The following is an 18,474-nucleotide window of genomic DNA, read 5'->3' as shown; positions in this document are numbered from 1 at the left end:
GCTAGAGTTCGGGGCATGGCCGAGCAGTCCACGCAGTCCATCGAGGTCGACGCCGAGCCCGCGCGGGTCATGGCCGTCATCGCCGACTTCCCCGCGTACCCGGAATGGGCCAAGGCCGTCCGGGAGACCGAGGTCCTCGCCGAGGACGACAACGGTCGCGCCAAGCAGGTGAAACTCACCCTCGACGCCGGGCCCATCAAAGACGTCTACACCCTCGAGTACGACTGGGACGCCGACGGCCACGGAGTCAGCTGGCACCTGGTCAAGGGGCAGATGCAGAAGGCCCAGAACGGCCGCTACGCCCTCGAAGCGCTGGGCGCCGGCCGCACCAAGGTCACGTATACGCTGTCCGTCGAGCTGGCGCTGCCGATGATCGGGCTGCTGCGCCGCAAGGCCGAGAAGATGGTCATGGACACCGCGCTCAAGGAGCTCAAGAAGCGCGCTGAAGCATCCTGAGTCGAAGGGTAGGCATGCGGATCCTGCTGTTCACCGGCAAGGGGGGTGTCGGCAAGACCACGCTGGCCGCGGCGACGGCGGCGGCACTGGCGGGCCGGGGCAGGAAGACGCTCGTGGTCTCGACCGATCCGGCGCATTCCCTCGGTGACGCCTTCGGCCGCGCGCTCGGCGGCGAACCGTCCGAAGTGGACATCCTCTTGCACGCCGCCCAGATCGACACCCGCGGCCTCGTCGACAGCACCTGGCGCGAACTCCGGCTGGAACTTCAGGCCGCGCTCGCGGGAGCGGGCCTCGACTCGCTCGACGCCGAAGAACTCACCGTGGTGCCCGGAGTGGACGAGCTCCTCGCGCTCACCGAGGTCCAGCGCCTCGCCGAGCACGGTCCCTGGGAGACGGTCGTCGTCGACTGTGGACCGACCGCGGAAACGCTGCGTCTGCTGGCTTTGCCCGAAGCCGTTTCCGGCTATCTGTCGAGAATGTTCAAACCGGGCGCGCGGCGGACGGCGGCCGCGGTGCGGCGGCTCGGCGCCCATCTGGAGTCGCTGCGCACCCTGCTGACCGATCCGGCCACCACGACCGTGCGGCTCGTGCTGACCCCGGAACGCGTCGTCGTCGCGGAAGCCCGCCGCACCCTCAGTTCCCTTGCCCTGCGCGGAATCCTGGTCGACGGGCTGATCGTCAACCGGCTGATGCCCGCGCCCGGGTTCTGGCGCGGCGCGGCGGCCTCGTGGATGCGGACCCGGCGCGCGCAGCAGAACACCGTCCTCGCCGAACTCGCCGACGCGGGCTTCGAGCCAGGGCAGGTGAAGCCCGTCGAGTACCGTGCGGTCGAGCCGGTGGGGCTCGAGGCGCTGCAGGAAATCGCGTTCGAGCTCTACCAAGGCCTGGATCCCTTGGCGGACAACGAAAAAGGTGTGACCCCGCTGTTGCGGGTGTCCGAATCGGACAGCGGCTACGAGCTGCGGATCGCGGTGCCACTGCACCGCGACTCCGAAGTGGACCTGGCCAGAGTGGACGATGATCTCGCCGTCACCGTGGACGGTTTCCGGCGGCTGATCGCGCTGCCGGAGATGTTGCGCCCGTGCCGGATCACCGGTGCGGAATCCGACGCGCACGGCCTGGTCGTGAGCCTGGCCGGGAACCGGGGACCCGGGTGAGCGAGAACAACGAGAACACCGGATCGGGCCCGCTCGACCTGGCCGAAGAGATCCGCCTGCTGGTCGAGCTGGTCGTCGAGCACGCCGCGCCGTGGCTGGAGGGATTGATCTCCGCCGGGCACGGCTGCACCGACCACGATTCCGGCGGGTGGTGCCCGCTCTGCGCGATCGTCGGGATCTTCCGCGGGGAGCGGCCCGAGTTCGTGGCACGCCTGATGGAGCAGGCCGCGCAGCTTGTCGCGCTGCTGCGGGCGGTGCTCGCCGATCGATGGGAACCCGAGGCGGGCGTGCACATGCCGGGGTTCCAGCCTGCGCGGAAGGAGCCCACGGCCGAAGATGTCCCGGTGGGAGCTTCGCGGGTCCAGCACATCACGGTGACCAGGCGCGACGCTTGGCAGCCGGACCGGGAGAACTGAGTTGCTGACGGTAGGGGTGGACGTCGGGGGCACGAGTGTGCGCGCCGGCGTGGTGGACGAGCACGGCTCGCTGATGGACACGGCCAGGGTCGGGACCCCCAGCGGCGAGGACGCGCTCGAGGACGCCATCGCCGGGGTCGTCGAGGACCTCCGCAACCGGCACGACGTCTCCGGCGTGGGCCTCGCGGTCGCCGGGTTCGTCGCGAAGGACCGGCGGACGGTGATGTTCGCGCCGCATCTGTCCTGGCGTGCCGCGCCGGTCGCCGAGCGCATCGAAAAGCGGGTCGGCCTGCCGGTGACACTGGAACACGACGTGAACGCCGCCGCCGTCGGCGAGTACCGCTTCGGGGCCGCCCGTGGCGCTCATGTCGCCGCGCTGATCGCACTGGGCACCGGGATCGGCGCGGGACTGCTGCTCGACGGCAAGATCTACCGGGGCGCGTACGGTGTCGCGCCCGAACTCGGGCACCTGACCGTCGTCCCCGGCGGCAGGCCCTGCCCGTGCGGGAAGTACGGCTGCTGGGAGCGCTACTGCAGCGGGACGGCGCTGGCCGCGGCGGCGGTGGAACTGCTCGCACGGCATCCCGGGCGCTCGACCGTGCTCGCGCGCGAGACCAGGGGAGACCCCGGCTCGGTCACCGGCCGCCGGGTCGCCGGTGCCGCCCGCGACGGCGACCCGATCGCCCAGCGCGCGATGACCGAACTGGCGAAGTGGCTGGCCGAGGGCCTGGCCCTGGTCGCCGACGTCTTCGATCCCGAGATCATCGTGATCGGCGGCGGGGTGTCCGAGTCGGCGCCGCTGTTCCTCGACGAGGCGCGCGAACGCTACGCGGACAAGATCACCGGCGCCGGGCACCGCCCGCTGGCACGGATCCGGGCCGCGCACCACGGCGACGATTCGGCGATCGTCGGTGCCGCCGCGCTCGCCGTCGACGCGGCGAAGGCTCCCGGCGCCGAGGTCGGTGTGACAGGCTGAAGCCGTGACCCGGCAAGACGGCAACGGCTTCGTGAAGTGCGCTTTCGGGCATCTTCACTGGGGTTTGAACGGCGCCGCCGGGCTGCTGCTGTCCGATCCCGCGCGCGGGGTGCTGCTGCAGCGGCGGGCCTGGTGGGTCCATCACGGACGCACCTGGGCGCTGCCAGGGGGCGCGGTCGAGGCGGGGGAGAGCCCGCGTGAGGCCGCCGCCCGCGAGGCGCACGAGGAGGCCGACATCCCGCCCGGCCGGGTCCGCGCGCTGGCGGCGTCGCAGGTCGACCACGGGAACTGGCGCTACACCACGGTCCTGGCCGCGCCGATCGGCCCGCTTTCGGTCAGGGTGACCAGTGCGGAGAGCGCGGAACTGCGGTGGGTCCGGGCGGCCGAGGTCGCGGGCTTCCGGCTGCATCGCGACTTCGCGGCGGCGTGGCCGGGATTGAGGGAACACTTGGATCGCGGGCTGGTACTGGTGGTCGACGGCGCGAACGTCGTCGGGTCGCGCCCGGACGGCTGGTGGCGCGACCGGCGTGGCGCCGCGGAACGGTTGCGGGACAAGCTCGCGACCCTGGCCGGGACCGGGCTCGCCGATCCGGCGCTCCCCGGTGGTGGCGAATGGTCGTGGTGGCCGAAGGTCGTGCTGGTCGTCGAGGGCAAGGCGCGGGGAGTCGCGCCGGTGCCCGGTGTCGAGGTCGTCGACGCAGAGTCCGACGGGGACTCCCAAATCGTGGCCGTCGCGCGGGAGGCCCGGGCGGCCGGTCCGGACGACCACGTCGTCGTGGTGACCGCCGACCGTGAGCTGCGGTCCCGTGTCGAGGCCCTGGGCGCTTCGACCTTCGGCCCCGGCGCCCTCCTGGGCCACCTCGACTCCCGCATTTAGTCCTCTGAATGCGGTAGTTGCACGCGCAAGGACCGCATTCAGAGGACTGAATGCGGAGGGTCAGGGGCGCGCGATCTTCCCGTCCCGCATCTCCGCGATGAGCGAAGCGACGACGGCGCGGAGGCTGCCGTTGTACTGCTTCGCCACCGCGCGCTGACGCAGGTAGCTCGGCCCGCAGGTCAGGATCGTCTCCACCGACCGCAGTTCGTCGGCGCAGTCCAGGCGCCGGGCGACCGGTTCCAGCCGGTTCAGCAGGTCGTAGGTGTCGTCGGTGACCAGCCGCTCATTGCCCGCCGCGTCGAGGATGACGATCGCGTCGACGCCGTAGCGCGCCGCGCGCCACTTGTTCTCCTGGACGTGCCACGGCGGCAGTGTCGGCAGGATCTCGCCGTCGTCGAGGCGCGCGCTGAAGTCGTCGACCAGGCATTGGGTCAGCGCCGAGATCGCGCCGACCTCCTCCAGCGTCGGCAGCCCGTCGCACACCCGCATCTCGATCGTCCCGAAATGCGGCGCGGGCCGGATGTCCCAGCGGATCTCGGAGAAGTGGTCGATCACGCCCGTGGTGAACATGTCGTCGACGTAGCTCTCCAGCTCGGTCCACTTCCGGAACTGGAACGGCAGCCCGGCCGTCGGCAGCTGCTGGAACATCAGCGCGCGGTTCGACGCGTACCCGGTGTCCTCGGCGCCCCAGTACGGCGAAGACGCCGAAAGCGCTTGCAGATGCGGCGCGTACTTGAGCAGCGCGTCCAGGATCGGCAGGGCCTTGTCGCGGTGGTCGACGCCGACGTGCACGTGGACGCCGTAGATCAGCATCTGCCGTCCCCACCACTGGGTCCGGTCGATGAGCTTGGCGTAGCGCTCCTTGTCGGTGACCTTCTGCTGGTACCACGTCGAGAACGGATGCGACCCCGCCGAGAACAGTTCGACGCCCAGCGGGTCGAGCACCGAGTGCACGACGTCCAGCGAGTCGTTCAGATCGGCCTTGACCTCGGCGATCGTGTCGCAGATCCCGCTGATCACCTCGATGGTGTTGAGCAGCAGCTCCTGCTTGATCTTCGGATGCTCCTCCTCGCCGCCGGGACGGACGGCGTCGAGCACCTGTTCCGCGACCGACGAGAGCTCACCGGTCCGCCGGTCGACGAGGGCGAGTTCCCATTCCGCGCCGACCGTCGACTGGCGCGAGGGGGTGAAGTCGATCTTCATCTTCCGAATTGTCCGGCAGATCAGACCTGGGCGCCGTTGTTCGGATCCGCGCCGGGCGGCGGCCCCTGACGCACCCGCAGCAGGAGCAGGGCGATCGCGGTCGCGAGGGCGAGGATGCCGAGCGGGGTGCCGAGCCGCGTGCCCATGCCGATCAGGTTGGGCGCGATCAGGAGCAGCAGGCCGAGCAGGAAGAACAGCAGGACGATGAACGCGCCCTTGCGCGGACGCGGCAGGGGAGGCGGCTCGGGCGGCACGAAATGGCCCTCGTCGTCGCTCGGCCCGGCGGGGTCGTCCTCGAAGAGGGTCTTGTCCCAGCTGGTGCCGCCCCCACGCCAGCCCGGTTCGGGTTCGGCGTCCGACGGCTCGGGCCGGGGTGTCTTCTCGGCGGGCTTTTCCGCCGGTTTCTCCAGTTCCTCGTCCGGGAACAGGCCGACGCCCTCCGCACGGAGGTCGGCCACGATCTCGGCGAAGGTCGCGTCGACGTCCTCCGGCCCGTCCTTGCCTCTGCTCATCCGGCGTCCACCTGTCCCGCCCGGCGCACGGACCGGGCGAAGTCCACCGTACGCGTGAAGATCAGGCCTGCGTCGTGGTCTTGCGTGGCGACGTGGAAGCTGTTCTCCAGCACCACCTCGGTCACGTCCTCGCTGCCGATCCCAGCCAGGATCACCTGGGAGTTGACCGGCTCCACGATGTGGTCGACGGCCGAGTGGAGCAGGAGCACCGGCTGGGTCACCTTGCCCAGATCCGCGCGGGTGACCTTCCACAGCTTCGCCAAGCTCGCCGCGGCGCGCACGGGCGTCCGCGAATAGGCCAGCTCCGTCTCGCCGGGCTTCGCGATGTCGTTCGCCACGCCCGGCACCGAGGGCAGGATCCTCGACAGGACGGGCAGCAGCTTGGCGTCCCAGCGCAGCGTCAGGACCGACGGGTTCACCAGCACGATGCCGGCGATCCGGTCGCCGAACTCCTCGGCGAGCCGCAGCGTCAGTGTCCCGCCCATCGACATCCCGGCGACGAACACCGTCTCGCAGGTCGCGAAGAGGGCCAGCAGCTCTTCACGGACCGCGCCGTACCAGTCCTCCCAGCCTGTCCGGTTCATGTCCTGCCACCGCGTGCCGTGCCCGGGAAGGAGCGGGCAGCGCACCGTGTAACCGGCTTCGGCCAGATGGTCTCCCCAGGGCCGCATGCTCGCGGGAGTGCCGGTGAAGCCGTGGCACAGCAGGAACCCTGCTTCGGTCGAACCGGTGTGAGCGAACGGTTCCGCGCCGGCAAGGACGGCCATGCGATCGCCTTCCGTGAGAGCTGGGTGGGTCTCCTATGGTCGCACGACCGGAGCGGCTTGTGGGCCCCCGGTCACCGGCGGAATCGGGCCGGATCGGATGTGAGATCCGTCGCTGGGCGCGGGTAACCGGGTGGACTTCGTTGTGCCTGGGGTGCGCGATTCGTAGTCTTGACCATCGGGCGCGGGGGTTGAGCTGCTAGGAGGAGTTTTCGCAGTGCTGTACTGGCTCATGAAACACGTGTTTATCGGGCCACTGCTCAAGGCGCTGTGGCCCACCAAAGTCGTCGGCGCGGAGAACATCCCCGCCGAAGGCGGCGCGATCCTCGCGGGTAACCACCTCGCGGTCGCCGACTCCTTCTTCATGCCGCTGCGCGTCAAGCGCAAGGTGACCTTCCCGGCCAAATCGGAGTACTTCACCGAAAAGGGCTTCAAGGGCCTGTTGAAGAAGTGGTTCTTCACCGGCGTCGGCCAGTTCCCGATCGACCGCTCCGGCGGCAACGCCGCGCAGGCCGCGCTCGACACCGCGACCCGGCTGGTCCGCGAGGGACACCTCCTCGGTATCTACCCCGAAGGCACCCGCTCCCCGGACGGCCGCCTGTACAAGGGCAAGACCGGCGTCGCGCGGATCGCGCTCGAGTCCGGCGGCGTCGTGGTCCCGGTCGCCATGATCGGCACCGACAAGGTCAACCCGATCGGCTCGAAGATGTGGTGGCCGCGCCGCCTCGAGATCCGCTTCGGCAAGCCGCTCGACTTCTCGCGCTACGAAGGCCTCGCCGGCGACCGCTTCATAGAGCGGTCCATCACCGACGAGATCATGTACGCGCTCATGGAGCTGTCCGGTCAGGAGTACGTCGACATCTACGCCGCCAAGGCGAAGGAACTGATCGCCGCCGAAGAGGCGGGGCTCCGCCCCAAGGTGCCCGCGCAGCCGTCCGCCAAGGACGTCGCCCGTATCCCGGACACCAAGGTCGGCTGAGGCCCCACTAGGGTTCTCCGGTGCGCTTTTTCTACGACACCGAATTCATTGAGGACGGCGTGACCATCGATCTGGTGTCGATCGGTGTCGTGGACGAAAGAGGACGCGAGTTCTACGCGGTCTCGACCGATTTCGATCCCGGCAAGGCCGGCCCCTGGGTCCGCGACAACGTGCTCCCGAAACTCCCGTCGCCCGCCGACCCGGCGTGGCGCAGCCGCGAGAAGATCCGCACGGACCTGCTCGAGTTCTTCGGCAAGCCGCCCGGCGGGATCGAACTTTGGGCCTGGTTCGCCGCTTACGACCACGTCGCGCTGGCGCAGCTGTGGGGGCCGATGCCAGCGCTGCCGCGTCAGCTGCCGCGGTTCACGCGTGACCTGCGGCAACGTTGGGAGGACGCGGGCAAGCCGAAGCTCCCCGCGGCGCCGGACGACCAGCACGACGCGCTGGCGGACGCGCGGCACAACTACCAGCGCTGGCAGATCATCGAGTCCTACTGGCATCGGTAGGCCCTTGAGTGCTCGGACTGGTGTGAAGGCCGTGTTTCCACGGCTGAGCCGAGGGAGGGCCTTCACGCGCGGTCGTCGTGGCTGATGGGACTGCTGGGGCTGGAGTTGACGGTTCCGTCCGTGAAGGCCTCCTTCCCTACTCTCAAGGTAGGGAAGGAGGCCTTCACTACGGCATCGGCCTGACGGTCCTGAGGTGACGGGCGCCGGCCCCGCGTGCCATGCGGCGAAAGCTCCCTTCGCGGCATAAGACGCGAGCCCTCCACCCCTCGCAGCCCCGCGTGCCGTGCAGTGAACGGTCCTTTACTTGCGAAATTTGCCAGGAAAGGACCGTTCCCAGCGTTCCCGAGGGGCCCTCAGCGCCGCGAGTCGACGGCCTCGGCGAGGGTGTCCAGCAGCTCCGCCGTCGTGTCCCACCCGAGGCACGCGTCCGTGATCGACTGCCCGTAGGTGAGCGAAGCGGCCGAGCCCAGCGTCAGGTCCTGCCGCCCCTCCACCAGGAAGCTCTCCAGCATCAGCCCGGCGATGCCCCGCTCACCGGCGCCGATCCGCTCCGCGAGTTCACGGACGACCGTGGCCTGCCGCACGTGGTCCTTCGCGCTGTTGCCGTGGCTCGCGTCGATGATCACGCGCTCCGGCAGCCCCGACTTCGCCAGCCGGGCCAGCGTGTCGGCCACCGTCGCGGGGTCGTAGTTCGGGCCGGCGGAGCTGCCGCGCAGGATCACGTGGCAGTCCTCGTTGCCCGCCGTGGTGATCAGCGCGGCGAGCCCGTCGGGGTTGATGCCCGCGAAGACATGGCTGGCGCCGGCCGCACGGGTGGCGTCGACGGCGACCTGGACGTCGCCCTCGGTGGAGTTCTTGATCCCGACCGGCATCGACAGCGCGCTGCACAGCTGCCGGTGCACCTGGCTCGCCGCGGTCCGCGCGCCGATGGAACCCCAGGTCACGGTGTCGGAGATGAACTGCGGGGTGATCGGGTCGAGGAACTCGCAGCCCACCGGCAGGCCGAGCGCGGAGATGTCGAGCAGCAGTTTCCGCGCCATCCGCAGGCCGTGGTTGACCTCGTACGTGCCGTCGAGCCCGGGGTCGTTGATCAGGCCCTTCCAGCCGAGTGTGGTCCGCGGCTTCTCGAAGTAGACACGCATGACGATGTGCAGGTCGCGGCGGTGTTCTTCGGCCTTGGCGGCGAGGCGGCGGGCGTAGTCGAGCGCGGCGTCCGCGTCGTGCACCGAGCAGGGCCCGACGACGACGAGGAGCCGGTCGTCCCGGCCGTCGAGGATGTCGACGGCCGAGGCCCGCCCCGCTAGGACGGTATCGGCGATTTCCGCCGTCATCGGATGTTCGTGCCGCAGCATCGCGGGCGACAGCAGCGGGTTGATGGCCGCCGTGCGGTGCCCGTCGAGGGCGATCAGGGTGTCAGCGGAGGGAGACATCGCGGGTCTGGTTCCTTTCGAAAGGGATACCGACCCGCGGGAACTCGCCGAGCCGGTGTGATTCCGGCTCGGGGTGGAGGTCAGCGCAGGTTCACGCGGCCGTGCCCACCCGGGGCCGGCTTCGTAAACCAGAAATAGCGCTGCATGGCGCCAAGCTAGCACATCCCGGACGTGGACCGATTCCCGAGGTGGTCCGCCCTGCACCGATCCAGAGAACTCCCGCTACGCTGGTGGCGGGACATGTGACTGTCATCTCTACGGAACACAAGACGGAGGCTTCTCATGCGTGTCGGTGTGCTGACCGGCGGTGGCGACTGCCCGGGGCTCAACGCGGTGATCCGCGCTGTGGTGCGCAAGGGCATCGAGGTACACGGCTGGGACATCGTCGGGTTCCGCAACGGCTGGAACGGTCCCCTCACCGGGGACAGCCGCCCGCTCGGCCTGAACGACGTCGAGGACATCCTGACCCGAGGCGGCACGATCCTGCGGTCGTCGCGGACCAACCCGTACAAGGTCGACGGCGGCGTCGGCAAGATCAAGGCCGTGCTCGCCGAGCAGCAGGTCGACGCGCTGATCGCGATCGGCGGCGAGGACACTCTCGGCGTCGCGAAGCGGCTCACGGACGACGGTGTCGGCGTCGTCGGGGTGCCCAAGACGATCGACAACGACCTCGGCGCCACCGACTACACCTTCGGCTTCGACACGGCCGTCTCGATCGCCACCGAGGCCATCGACCGGCTGCACACCACGGCCGAGTCGCACCACCGGGCCCTGGTCGTCGAGGTCATGGGACGGCACGCGGGCTGGATCGCGCTGCACTCCGGTCTCGCCGGCGGCGCGAGCGTGATCCTGGTGCCGGAGCGGCACTTCAGCGTCGACCAGGTCGTGTCCTGGGTCGAGCGCCGGTTCGAGAAGGAGTACGCGCCGATCATCGTGGTCGCCGAGGGCGCGCTGCCCGAAGGCGGCGAGGAGAAGCTGCTGACCGGGGAGAAGGACGCCTTCGGGCATGTCCGGCTCGGCGGTATCGGCACCTGGCTGGCCGACGAGATCGCCGCCCGTACCGGCAAGGAGTCCCGCGCGGTCGTGCTCGGGCACGTCCAGCGCGGTGGCACCCCGACGGCGTACGACCGCGTGCTCGCCACCCGGTTCGGGCTCAACGCGGTCGACGCCGTGGCCGACGGTGACTTCGGCGTGATGGTGGCGCTGCGCGGCACGGACATCGTCCGCGTCAAGCTCTCCGAGGCGACCGCCGAGCTGAAGACCGTCCCGGTCGAGCGGTACGAAGAGGCCGAGGTCTTCTTCGGCTGAGCCCTGTTTCAGGAGTAGGCCCCTTACTTTGTGCTGTGTTCGGGTAAGGGGCCTTCGTTTTCTTGCGGCCCCGCCTCCGCGACAAGTTGAATCGCCCTCTGGGGATCCGGGTGAAAGGGACGGCGGTTCTCATGGCGGGTGCGGGATCCAGTAGGCGCGAATTCCTGAGGTGGCTGGCCGTCGGCGGGACCGGAGTGGCCTTCGCCGCGCTGCTGCCCGGCACGGCAGGCGCCGACCAGGGCGAGATCGTCGTCATCGCCGAGGTCACGCTGATCGACGGCACGGGTTCGGCTCCACGGCCCGGCGTTTCGGTCGTGCTGGCCGGTGACCGGATCGTCTGGGTGGGCGGCTCCGCCGAGCTTCCGGAAACCGGTGGCGCGCGGGTGATCGACGGCCGAGGCAAGTACCTCCTTCCGGGGCTCTGGGATATGCACACCCACGGCGCGGACCTCGAAGAAGTCGTCCCGCCCCTGCACCTGATCCACGGTGTCACGGGGGTCCGCGAGATGTGGGGGTACGCGGAGAACCGCGAGACGAAGGCCAAGATCGAACGCGGTGAGCTGCTCGGCCCGCGGATGGTGCTGGCGAGCGGGATCGTCGACGGGCCGGTCACGCTTCTGGCGCCACCGGTGCTCCATGTGTCGACGGAGGCCGAAGCACGCGCCGTCGTCCGTGCGGAGAAGGCCGCGGGTGCCGAATTCGTCAAGACCTACTCCTACCTCGGACGCGACGCCCTGCGCGCCGTCGCGGACGAATCCCGCGCGCAGGGCCTCCGGTTCTCGGGGCACTGGCCGTACAAACTGTCCCACCTCGAGGTGAGCGACCTCGGCCAGCACAGCCTCGAGCACTTCTTCGGGGTGTCCGTCCACTGCTCGTCCCGGTGCGACGAGATCCTCGACAGGTTGTCGGCGACGCCCTACGACCCCGCGGAGCCGCGTGCCTTCTTCGACCTGGCGCGGCGGCTGGAGTTCGAATCGGTCACCACGTACGACCGCGGCCGGGCGCAGGCCTACTTCGGCAGGCTGCGGCGCAACGGCACCTGGCATTCGCCGACGCTGACGATCAACCGGGTGGTCACGCAGCCCGCCGAAACCCACCAGCACGACCCGCGGCTGAAATACGTGCCTGCCGGCGTCCGCGAGAGCTGGGCCAAGGGCATCGAACGGGTGACGCCCAAGACTCCTGCGGATATCGCCCTGCAGGAGCGCTATTACCAGGAGACGCTGCGGCTGGTCGGCGTCGCGCACGAAGCGGGCGTCGGGCTCATCGGCGGCACCGACTGCCTCAACCCGTACACCTTCCCCGGCAGCGGGCTGCACGAGGAACTCGCCTTCCTGGTCGAGGCCGGGCTTTCGCCGGTGCAGGCGCTGAAGACCGTCACGGGTGACGCGGCGAAGTTCCTCGGCAGGGAAGCGACGTCGGGCACGGTGACGGTGGGGAAGGAGGCGGATCTCGTGCTCCTGGACGCGAACCCGGCCACCGACATCCGCAACGTCGCGAAGATCGACACGGTGATCACCCGCGGCCGGGTCCTCGACAAGGCGGAGCGCCTGCGGATGCTCGACGCCGTCGAGGCGGCCGCGAACCGGCCGGCGCCGGCCACGAGCGCCCGCCTCCACTCCCTCGCCCTGCGGGGTTGCTGCTGCTGACCTCCCGCATTTCGTCCTCTGAACGCGGTAGTTGGCGACGCGAACCACCGCGTTCAGAGGACGAAATGCAGGAGTCAGACGAGCGCGAGGGTGTCCAAAAGCGACACGGCGCGGGCGATGTCCTCGGTGAGCGGCCGATCGTCGACGCTGGGGTCGAGCACCGCCGCGGCTGCCTCGTAGGCGTCCCGCGCGGGCAGGGACACGAGATCGGCCTTGCGCATCCGCAGCGCCCGCACGGCCGCGACCAGTTCGCACGCCAGCACCTGCTGGTACGCCGAGCCCGCCGCGGTCGCCGCCCGGGCGGCCTGGGTGGAGAAGCTCGCGTGGTCCTCGATCCCGCGTGAGACGACGGCGGTGCCGAGCGTCGCCGGGAGCGCGGCCTGCCGCAGTTCGGTGAGCGCGTCATGCGCGACGTACTCCAGGATCATCACGCCCGAACTGCCCGACGGCCCGGCCGCGAGGAACGGCCGCAGCCCGGTGAACTCCGGTTCCACCAGATCGCCCAGCCGGGCCACCGACAGCTCGGCGACCTGATGGACGGTCGCGCGCACCTGGTCGAGCGCGGTCGAGACGTACGCGGTGTGGAAGTGCGCGTGGTGGTAGGCGTCCTGGTGCACCGTCGAGATCATCGGGTTCTCGGTGCTGGCGTTGATCTCCACCGCGAGCACGTCGCGCAGGTAGTGGATCGCGTCCAGCGCGGGTCCCTGCACCTGCGGGAAAGCGCGGAGGCCGAACGGGTCCTGGATACGCCTGCCGGGCTTGGGCGTGCCCTCCATCCCGAGCAGCCGCCGCATCTCCGCCGCGCACGCGACCTGCCCGGCGTGCGGCCGCGCCTCGTGGACGGGAGTCGCGTAGGCCTCCGGGTTCCCGTCGAGCGCGATGTAGGTCAGCGCCGCGACGACATGGCTCGCCCGCGTCAGGGTGTCGAGCCGCATCGCCGCGAGGGTCGCTTCGGCCAGCGTCGCGGCGTTGCTGCTCATGAACGCGAGCGCGTCACCTGCCCGCACGGGCACGGGAGGCACACCGCCTGCCAGCCACGGCCGTTCGCCGGTGAGGGCGAGCGCGGTCTCCGCGAGCGGCGCGAGGTCGCCGGTGCCGATCGCGCCCAGCCGGTGCACCAGCGGCAGCGCCCCGGTCCGCACGGCGGCGGCCAGCGCCCCGATCAGCTCGGGACTGAGCCCCGAGCGTCCGGCCAGCAGCTGGTTGAGCCGGATGAGCATCATCGCCCTGGTTTGGCCGGGGGACATGACGTCGCCGCTGCCACCCGCGTGACTGCGCAGCAGCCGCAGCCCGTGATCCGGCGATTCGCCCTCGCCGACCGGGTCCTCCTTGTTGGCGCCGACGCCGGTGGTGCGGCCGTAGACGATGCGGCGCGTGCTCAGCTCTTCGGCGAGTTTCCACGCGCTTTCCGCGCCGCGCAGCGCGGCGATCGAGACGTCGATGCCCAGCGGACCCTCGGTGCTCGCGGCGGTCACGACGTCCGCGCAGCGCAGGGTCCGGCCGTCCACCCGGATCACGGCGGCCTCCTTTCGTGACCGCCCCACTATGAACGCCTTCAGTCCGACGGCGGCTGCCAGGGCGGCCGGTTGCCCCAGTCCCATTTCGGCATGGGCTCGGGAACGGTCACCTCTCGGCCTGGTTGCGAGAACATCACCGCGAGCCTGCTGCCCCATTCGACATACGCGGCGAACGCGGAACGGAACTCCGGATCGGCGGGCAGCCCGGCCTCGTCGGCGGCGTCGAAGAGCAGATTCACCCAGCGGCGGCGCTGCTCTTCGGTGATGGCGCGGCCGAGATGGCGCCCGACCATGTGCCGGTGGCCGCCGTGGTCGTGACTGTAGGTCTCCGGGCCGCCGAACACCTCGGCGAGCCAGACCGCGACGTGCTCGGGGTGGCCGGGGTCCATGTCGCGGAAGACCGGTTCCAGCAACGGGTCCTTCAGCACGCGGCCGTAGAAGACGGTGGTCAGCCGTCGCAGGGCGGCCAGTCCGCCCGCCCATTCGTACAACGTCGGCGTCTCGGTCACGTAGGGTCCTCCCAGCGGCGCTGATCTTGCGGTCCGGCAAGGCAACCACCCCGGATCGCTCGGGACAACCGCTTACTTTTCGGTGCGTGCCAACGGGAGTGACGATGAAGCGGTACCGCTGCGCGGTCGAGCTCGCGGTCGACGTCATCGGCGGCAAGTGGAAGCCGGTGATCCTGTCGCATCTGAAGGAAGGGGTGCACCGGTACGGCGAGCTCCGGCGCCGGATGCCGGGCGTCAGCGAGAAGATGCTGACCCAGCACCTGCGCGAACTGGAGGCGGACGGCCTCGTGCTCAGGGAGAGCCGGGAGGGGCGGGTGCCGCACGTCGAGTACCGGCTCACCGAGGAAGGGGAACGGTTACGCCCCGCACTCGAAGCGCTCTACGACTGGGGGACTCGGCGCGCTGCGGACCGCGGTATCGCTTTCGAGCCGTTACCCATTCACTGACTGTTGCCGTTCCGCTATGGCCGAGTGGCTCCGCTGGAGAGCCTTGACCGGCTCGGCGAGGCGTTCGGCATATTCCCATCGGGGAATGTTCGAAAATGTCCATCCGAAAGTCGTGGTCTGCACCATTGACGAAGTGGTCTAGTCCACTTAACTTGTGCGTGTCCCGCCGCAGTCCTCTCGTCACCGCTGGTGACCGTGAAGGGAGAACGCATGTCCCGTTTGACCAGGTTCACCGCGCTCGCGGGTGCCGCGGCCGTCGCGCTGGGCGCGCTGGCCGTCGCCGCACCGGCGCAGCAGGCGGCAGCCGCACCGGAAGCACCGGAGGCCTCGGTCGGCAAGGTGCTCGGGTACTTCGCCGAATGGGGCGTCTACCAGCGGAACTACCATGTGAAGAACATCGACACGTCGGGTTCGGCGAGCAAGCTGACGCATATCAACTACTCGTTCGGCAACGTGACGAACGGTGGTTGCGCGATCGGCGACGCGGAGGCGGCGACCAGCAAGTTCTACGACGCCGCGGGCAGTGTGGACGGTGTCGCCGACAGTTGGGACACCGGCGCGCTGCGCGGGAACTTCAATCAGCTGAAGAAGCTCAAGGCCAAGTACCCGAACCTCAAGGTGCTGTGGTCCTTCGGCGGCTGGACCTGGTCCGGCGGCTTCGGCGAGGCGGCGAAGAACCCCGCCAAGTTCGCGGAGTCCTGCTACAACCTGGTCAACGACCCGCGCTGGGCCGGTGTCTTCGACGGCATCGACATCGACTGGGAGTACCCGAACGCCTGCGGACTCTCGTGTGACACCAGTGGACCGGCCGCGATCAAGAACCTCGCGCAGGCCCTGCGGGAGAAATTCGGCTCGAAGCTGGTCACCGCCGCGATCACCGCGGACGGCACCGACGGCGGCAAGATCGACGCGGCGGACTACGGCGGCGCCTCGCAGTACTTCGACTGGTACAACGTCATGACCTACGACTACTTCGGCGCCTGGGCCGCGCAGGGCCCGACCGCCCCGCATTCGCCGCTGACCGGCTACGAGGGCATCCCGACCGCCGGCTTCCACTCCGACGCCGCGATCCAGAAGCTGAAGAGCAAGGGCGTCCCGGCGAACAAACTGTTGCTGGGCATCGGGTTCTACGGTCGCGGCTGGACCGGCGTCACCCAGGAGGCCCCGGGTGGCACCGCTACCGGTCCGGCGGCGGGCACCGAGCCGGGCATCCAGGACTACAAGGTCCTGAAGAACACCTGCCCGGCCACCGGCACCGTCGCGGGCACCGCCTATGCCAAATGCGGCAGCGACTGGTGGAGTTACGACACCCCCGCGACCATCGGCGGCAAGGTCACCTACGCCAAGAACCAGGGGCTCGGCGGCGCCTTCTTCTGGGAGCTGTCCGGTGACACCACCGACGGCGAGCTGATCACCGCGCTGGCCAAGTAAGCCTCCCTCGGGCGCGCGTGAAGGCCCCCTTCCCCTTGGCTCAGCCGAGGGGAAGGGGGCCTTCACGCGCTTCTGTCGGAGGTGAGGATTACGGTCTGCGTATGGCTTTCGAGGGTTTCGGCGAGTACGCCATCGACTTCTACGACGGTCTCGAGGCGGACAACTCCAAGTCCTATTGGGACGCGAATCTCGCCACCTACAAGGCCGACGTCCGCGCGCCGATGGAGGCGCTGCTCGCCGAGCTGGTCCCGGAGTTCGGCGACGGCTTCGGCGAGGGCAAGGTCTTCCGTCCGTACCGCGACGTCCGGTTCGCCAAGGACAAGACGCCGTACAAGACCCACTGTGGCGCGGTGATCGAACAGGGCCGCGGCGGCGGCGCGTACTACGTCGAGGTCGGCCCGGCCGGGCTGCGTGTCGGCGGCGGCTGCTTCCACTTCGAGTCCGATCAGCTCGCCCGCTTCCGCAAGGCCGTCGACACCGAACTGCGAGGCGCCGAGCTGGCCAAGATCCTCGCGAAGCTGGAGAAGGCGGGCTGGGAGATCAAGGGGGACAGGCTCAAGTCGAAGCCGCGCGGCTTCACCGAGGACCATCCCCGCATCGACCTGCTGAAGTACCGCTCCGTGTACGCCGTCCGCGGCTGGGAGCCGGACGACGTCCTGCACGAACGGGGCACGCTCGACCGGGTGCGGAAAGCATGGCGGCAGGTCCGCGCGTTCAACGAGTGGGCGCGTGACCGCGTCGGGCCGAGCGAGAAGCCGCGACGATAACCACCGAACCCTGGTCGACGGTTGCCCTCATCGCCAGGTCGACTGACACTTTTCTTGAACTTTCGGTATCGGTACAGACGTATCCGCGATGAGGGACTACGCTGTGCGAACGTGAGCCGACGCGCGAAGATCGTTTGTACCCTGGGCCCCGCGACCGCTACGCCGGAGAAGATGCGGCAACTCGTCGACGCCGGGATGGACGTCGCGAGGATGAACTTCAGTCACGGGACGCACAGCGACCACAAGCAGGTCTACGACCTCATCCGCACCGCCGCCGCCGAATCGGGTCGCGCGGTGGGCATCCTCGCAGACCTCCAGGGGCCGAAGATCCGTCTCGGCACCTTCGCGGGTGGCCCGGTCGAGTGGCACAACGGCGACATCGTGCGCATCACCGTCGAGGACGTCGCGGGAACCCACGACCGCGTCTCGACCACCTACAAGGGACTCGCCGACGACGCGAAGCCCGGCGACCGTCTCCTCGTGGACGACGGCAAGGTCGGCCTCGTGGTCAAGAAGGTCGACGGCCCGGACGTCGTCTGCGAGGTCACTGAAGGCGGCCCCGTCAGCAACAACAAGGGCGTCTCCTTGCCGGGCATGGACGTCTCCGTGCCGGCGCTGTCCGAAAAGGACATCGAAGACCTCGAGTTCGCGCTCGAACTCGGCGTGGACTTCATCGCGCTCTCGTTCGTCCGCTCACCCGCCGACATCGACCTGGTCCACCAGGTGATGGACCGCGTCGGCAAGGGACGCCTCCCGGTCGTCGCGAAGATCGAGAAGCCCGAAGCGGTCTACAACCTCGAAGCCATCGTGCTGGCCTTCGACGCGGTGATGATCGCCCGCGGTGATCTCGGCGTGGAACTCCCGCTGGAGCAGGTCCCGCTGGTGCAGAAGCGCACCATCCAGATCGCCCGCGAGAACGCGAAGCCGGTCATCGTCGCGACGCAGATGCTCGAGTCGATGATCAACAGCTCCCGTCCGACGCGCGCCGAGGCCTCGGACGTCGCCAACGCGGTGCTCGACGGCGCGGACGCGCTCATGCTCTCGGGTGAGACCAGCGTCGGCCGCTACGCCATCGACGTGGTCAAGACCATGGGCCGGATCATCGAAGCCGTCGAGACCGACTCGCCGGTCGTGCCGCCGCTGTCGCACGTCCCGCGCACCAAGCGAGGCGTCATCTCCTACGCGGCGCGGGACATCGGCGAGCGGCTCAACGCCAAGGCGCTGGTCGCCTTCACCCAGTCCGGTGACACCGTCCGGCGGCTCGCGCGGCTGCACACGCGGCTGCCGCTGCTGGCGTTCACGCCGGAGGAGAGCGTCCGCAGCCAGCTCGCGATGACCTGGGGCACCACGACGCGGATCGTGCCGAAGGTGGGCTCCACCGACCAGATGATCCAGCAGGTCGACCACGCGATGCTCGAAATGGGCAAGTACGCCAAGGGTGATCTGGTGGTCATCGTGGCCGGTTCCCCGCCCGGGACCGTCGGCTCGACCAACCTCATCCGGGTGCACCGCCTCGGCGAGGACGACCACGCTTGACGCCGGCTCACGAGGCCGCGACTGTGCCGTGAAGG

At 69.6% G+C, this 18,474-nt stretch carries 19 protein-coding genes; 13 read left to right on the top strand and 6 right to left on the bottom strand.

Features of this window, described 5'->3' with window-relative positions; all coding sequences use genetic code 11:
* Positions 1-15: 15 nt before the first annotated feature.
* From AC069I_RS36900 to AC069I_RS36880, 5 genes are read left to right on the top strand one after another with little or no spacing between them, the layout of a single operon-like run.
* Positions 16-456: an SRPBCC family protein gene (locus tag AC069I_RS36900; protein WP_125675560.1), complete on the top strand. Its 441-nt coding sequence runs from the start codon at positions 16-18 to the stop codon at positions 454-456.
* 14 nt (positions 457-470) lie between these two features.
* Positions 471-1,613, top strand: a complete 1,143-nt coding sequence (locus tag AC069I_RS36895; protein WP_478267432.1) for an ArsA family ATPase — start codon at positions 471-473, stop codon at positions 1,611-1,613.
* Positions 1,610-2,029 (top strand): hypothetical protein, encoded by a 420-nt coding sequence (locus tag AC069I_RS36890; protein WP_478233621.1) that lies wholly within the window; start codon positions 1,610-1,612, stop codon positions 2,027-2,029. The genes AC069I_RS36895 and AC069I_RS36890 overlap by 4 nt, the downstream gene beginning before the upstream one ends.
* A 16-nt stretch (positions 2,030-2,045) precedes the next feature.
* Complete coding sequence (locus tag AC069I_RS36885; protein WP_478267438.1) at positions 2,046-3,005, top strand: ROK family protein; 960 nt, start codon at positions 2,046-2,048, stop codon at positions 3,003-3,005.
* Positions 3,006-3,009: 4 nt separating this feature from the next.
* The gene (locus tag AC069I_RS36880) at positions 3,010-3,882 is read left to right on the top strand and encodes an NUDIX domain-containing protein (RefSeq protein ID WP_478229997.1); all 873 of its coding nucleotides are present in this window, start codon (positions 3,010-3,012) and stop codon (positions 3,880-3,882) included.
* Between the two features lie 60 nt (positions 3,883-3,942).
* Here the strand turns inward: AC069I_RS36880 and AC069I_RS36875 are convergent, their stop codons facing one another.
* Genes AC069I_RS36875 through AC069I_RS36865 form a run of 3 tightly spaced genes read right to left on the bottom strand, consistent with a single transcriptional unit; the run spans position 3,943 to position 6,364 of the window.
* Entirely contained in the window at positions 3,943-5,085 is a 1,143-nt protein-coding gene (locus AC069I_RS36875; RefSeq protein ID WP_478229998.1) for a glutamate--cysteine ligase, read from the bottom strand.
* 20 nt (positions 5,086-5,105) lie between these two features.
* Complete coding sequence (locus tag AC069I_RS36870) at positions 5,106-5,597, bottom strand: hypothetical protein (protein ID WP_478229999.1); 492 nt, start codon at positions 5,595-5,597, stop codon at positions 5,106-5,108.
* A complete protein-coding gene (locus AC069I_RS36865; protein WP_478230000.1) occupies positions 5,594-6,364 on the bottom strand; it encodes an alpha/beta hydrolase in 771 nt (256 codons plus the stop codon). Before AC069I_RS36865 ends, AC069I_RS36870 begins: the two co-directional genes overlap by 4 nt.
* A 214-nt stretch (positions 6,365-6,578) precedes the next feature.
* Between AC069I_RS36865 and AC069I_RS36860 the strand changes: the two genes are divergently transcribed.
* Positions 6,579-7,340, top strand: a complete 762-nt coding sequence (locus AC069I_RS36860; RefSeq protein WP_478230001.1) for a lysophospholipid acyltransferase family protein — start codon at positions 6,579-6,581, stop codon at positions 7,338-7,340.
* Between the two features lie 20 nt (positions 7,341-7,360).
* Positions 7,361-7,846 (top strand): polyadenylate-specific 3'-exoribonuclease AS, encoded by a 486-nt coding sequence (locus AC069I_RS36855; protein ID WP_061984256.1) that lies wholly within the window; start codon positions 7,361-7,363, stop codon positions 7,844-7,846.
* A gap of 353 nt (positions 7,847-8,199) precedes the next feature.
* Here AC069I_RS36855 and AC069I_RS36850 read toward each other — a convergent pair whose 3' ends face one another.
* Complete coding sequence (locus AC069I_RS36850) at positions 8,200-9,276, bottom strand: 3-deoxy-7-phosphoheptulonate synthase (protein WP_478267431.1); 1,077 nt, start codon at positions 9,274-9,276, stop codon at positions 8,200-8,202.
* A gap of 282 nt (positions 9,277-9,558) precedes the next feature.
* On the opposite strand from AC069I_RS36850, the gene AC069I_RS36845 reads away from it, so the two are divergent.
* The gene (locus AC069I_RS36845; RefSeq protein ID WP_340683255.1) at positions 9,559-10,584 is read left to right on the top strand and encodes a 6-phosphofructokinase; all 1,026 of its coding nucleotides are present in this window, start codon (positions 9,559-9,561) and stop codon (positions 10,582-10,584) included.
* Between the two features lie 131 nt (positions 10,585-10,715).
* Positions 10,716-12,233 carry an amidohydrolase family protein gene (locus tag AC069I_RS36840; RefSeq protein ID WP_478230003.1) on the top strand — a complete coding sequence of 506 codons (1,518 nt, stop codon included), beginning with the start codon at positions 10,716-10,718 and terminating at the stop codon, positions 12,231-12,233.
* Between the two features lie 74 nt (positions 12,234-12,307).
* Here AC069I_RS36840 and AC069I_RS36835 read toward each other — a convergent pair whose 3' ends face one another.
* Both AC069I_RS36835 and AC069I_RS36830 read right to left on the bottom strand, forming a co-directional pair.
* Positions 12,308-13,750: an aromatic amino acid ammonia-lyase gene (locus tag AC069I_RS36835; protein ID WP_478230004.1), complete on the bottom strand. Its 1,443-nt coding sequence runs from the start codon at positions 13,748-13,750 to the stop codon at positions 12,308-12,310.
* Between the two features lie 38 nt (positions 13,751-13,788).
* Positions 13,789-14,259, bottom strand: a complete 471-nt coding sequence (locus AC069I_RS36830; protein WP_478230005.1) for a group II truncated hemoglobin — start codon at positions 14,257-14,259, stop codon at positions 13,789-13,791.
* Positions 14,260-14,363: 104 nt separating this feature from the next.
* On the opposite strand from AC069I_RS36830, the gene AC069I_RS36825 reads away from it, so the two are divergent.
* From AC069I_RS36825 to pyk, 4 genes are all read left to right on the top strand, one after another.
* Entirely contained in the window at positions 14,364-14,705 is a 342-nt protein-coding gene (locus AC069I_RS36825) for a winged helix-turn-helix transcriptional regulator (protein WP_465434609.1), read from the top strand.
* A gap of 210 nt (positions 14,706-14,915) precedes the next feature.
* Positions 14,916-16,136 carry a glycoside hydrolase family 18 protein gene (locus AC069I_RS36820; protein ID WP_340683250.1) on the top strand — a complete coding sequence of 407 codons (1,221 nt, stop codon included), beginning with the start codon at positions 14,916-14,918 and terminating at the stop codon, positions 16,134-16,136.
* Positions 16,137-16,237: 101 nt separating this feature from the next.
* Positions 16,238-16,903, top strand: a complete 666-nt coding sequence (locus tag AC069I_RS36815) for a DUF2461 domain-containing protein (protein ID WP_478230006.1) — start codon at positions 16,238-16,240, stop codon at positions 16,901-16,903.
* A 111-nt stretch (positions 16,904-17,014) separates the two neighbouring features.
* Positions 17,015-18,439, top strand: coding sequence for a pyruvate kinase (gene pyk, locus AC069I_RS36810; RefSeq protein ID WP_478267430.1), 1,425 nt, complete (start codon positions 17,015-17,017; stop codon positions 18,437-18,439).
* Positions 18,440-18,474 lie beyond the last annotated feature (35 nt).

The organism is Amycolatopsis sp. NPDC043885 (genome assembly GCF_056435685.1).
Note: the sequence above shows the minus strand (reverse complement) of the source record. Positions and strands in the feature narration are given on the sequence as shown.

Coding starts and splice junctions, on each gene's coding strand:
- AC069I_RS36900 (WP_125675560.1), top strand. CDS start 16: ATGGCCGAGCAGTCCACGCAGTCCATCGAGGTCGACGCCGAGCCCGCG.
- AC069I_RS36895 (WP_478267432.1), top strand. CDS start 471: ATGCGGATCCTGCTGTTCACCGGCAAGGGGGGTGTCGGCAAGACCACG.
- AC069I_RS36875 (WP_478229998.1), bottom strand. CDS start 5,085: ATGAAGATCGACTTCACCCCCTCGCGCCAGTCGACGGTCGGCGCGGAA.
- AC069I_RS36870 (WP_478229999.1), bottom strand. CDS start 5,597: ATGAGCAGAGGCAAGGACGGGCCGGAGGACGTCGACGCGACCTTCGCC.
- AC069I_RS36865 (WP_478230000.1), bottom strand. CDS start 6,364: ATGGCCGTCCTTGCCGGCGCGGAACCGTTCGCTCACACCGGTTCGACC.
- AC069I_RS36850 (WP_478267431.1), bottom strand. CDS start 9,276: ATGTCTCCCTCCGCTGACACCCTGATCGCCCTCGACGGGCACCGCACG.
- AC069I_RS36845 (WP_340683255.1), top strand. CDS start 9,559: ATGCGTGTCGGTGTGCTGACCGGCGGTGGCGACTGCCCGGGGCTCAAC.
- AC069I_RS36840 (WP_478230003.1), top strand. CDS start 10,716: ATGGCGGGTGCGGGATCCAGTAGGCGCGAATTCCTGAGGTGGCTGGCC.
- AC069I_RS36825 (WP_465434609.1), top strand. CDS start 14,364: ATGAAGCGGTACCGCTGCGCGGTCGAGCTCGCGGTCGACGTCATCGGC.
- AC069I_RS36820 (WP_340683250.1), top strand. CDS start 14,916: ATGTCCCGTTTGACCAGGTTCACCGCGCTCGCGGGTGCCGCGGCCGTC.
- AC069I_RS36815 (WP_478230006.1), top strand. CDS start 16,238: ATGGCTTTCGAGGGTTTCGGCGAGTACGCCATCGACTTCTACGACGGT.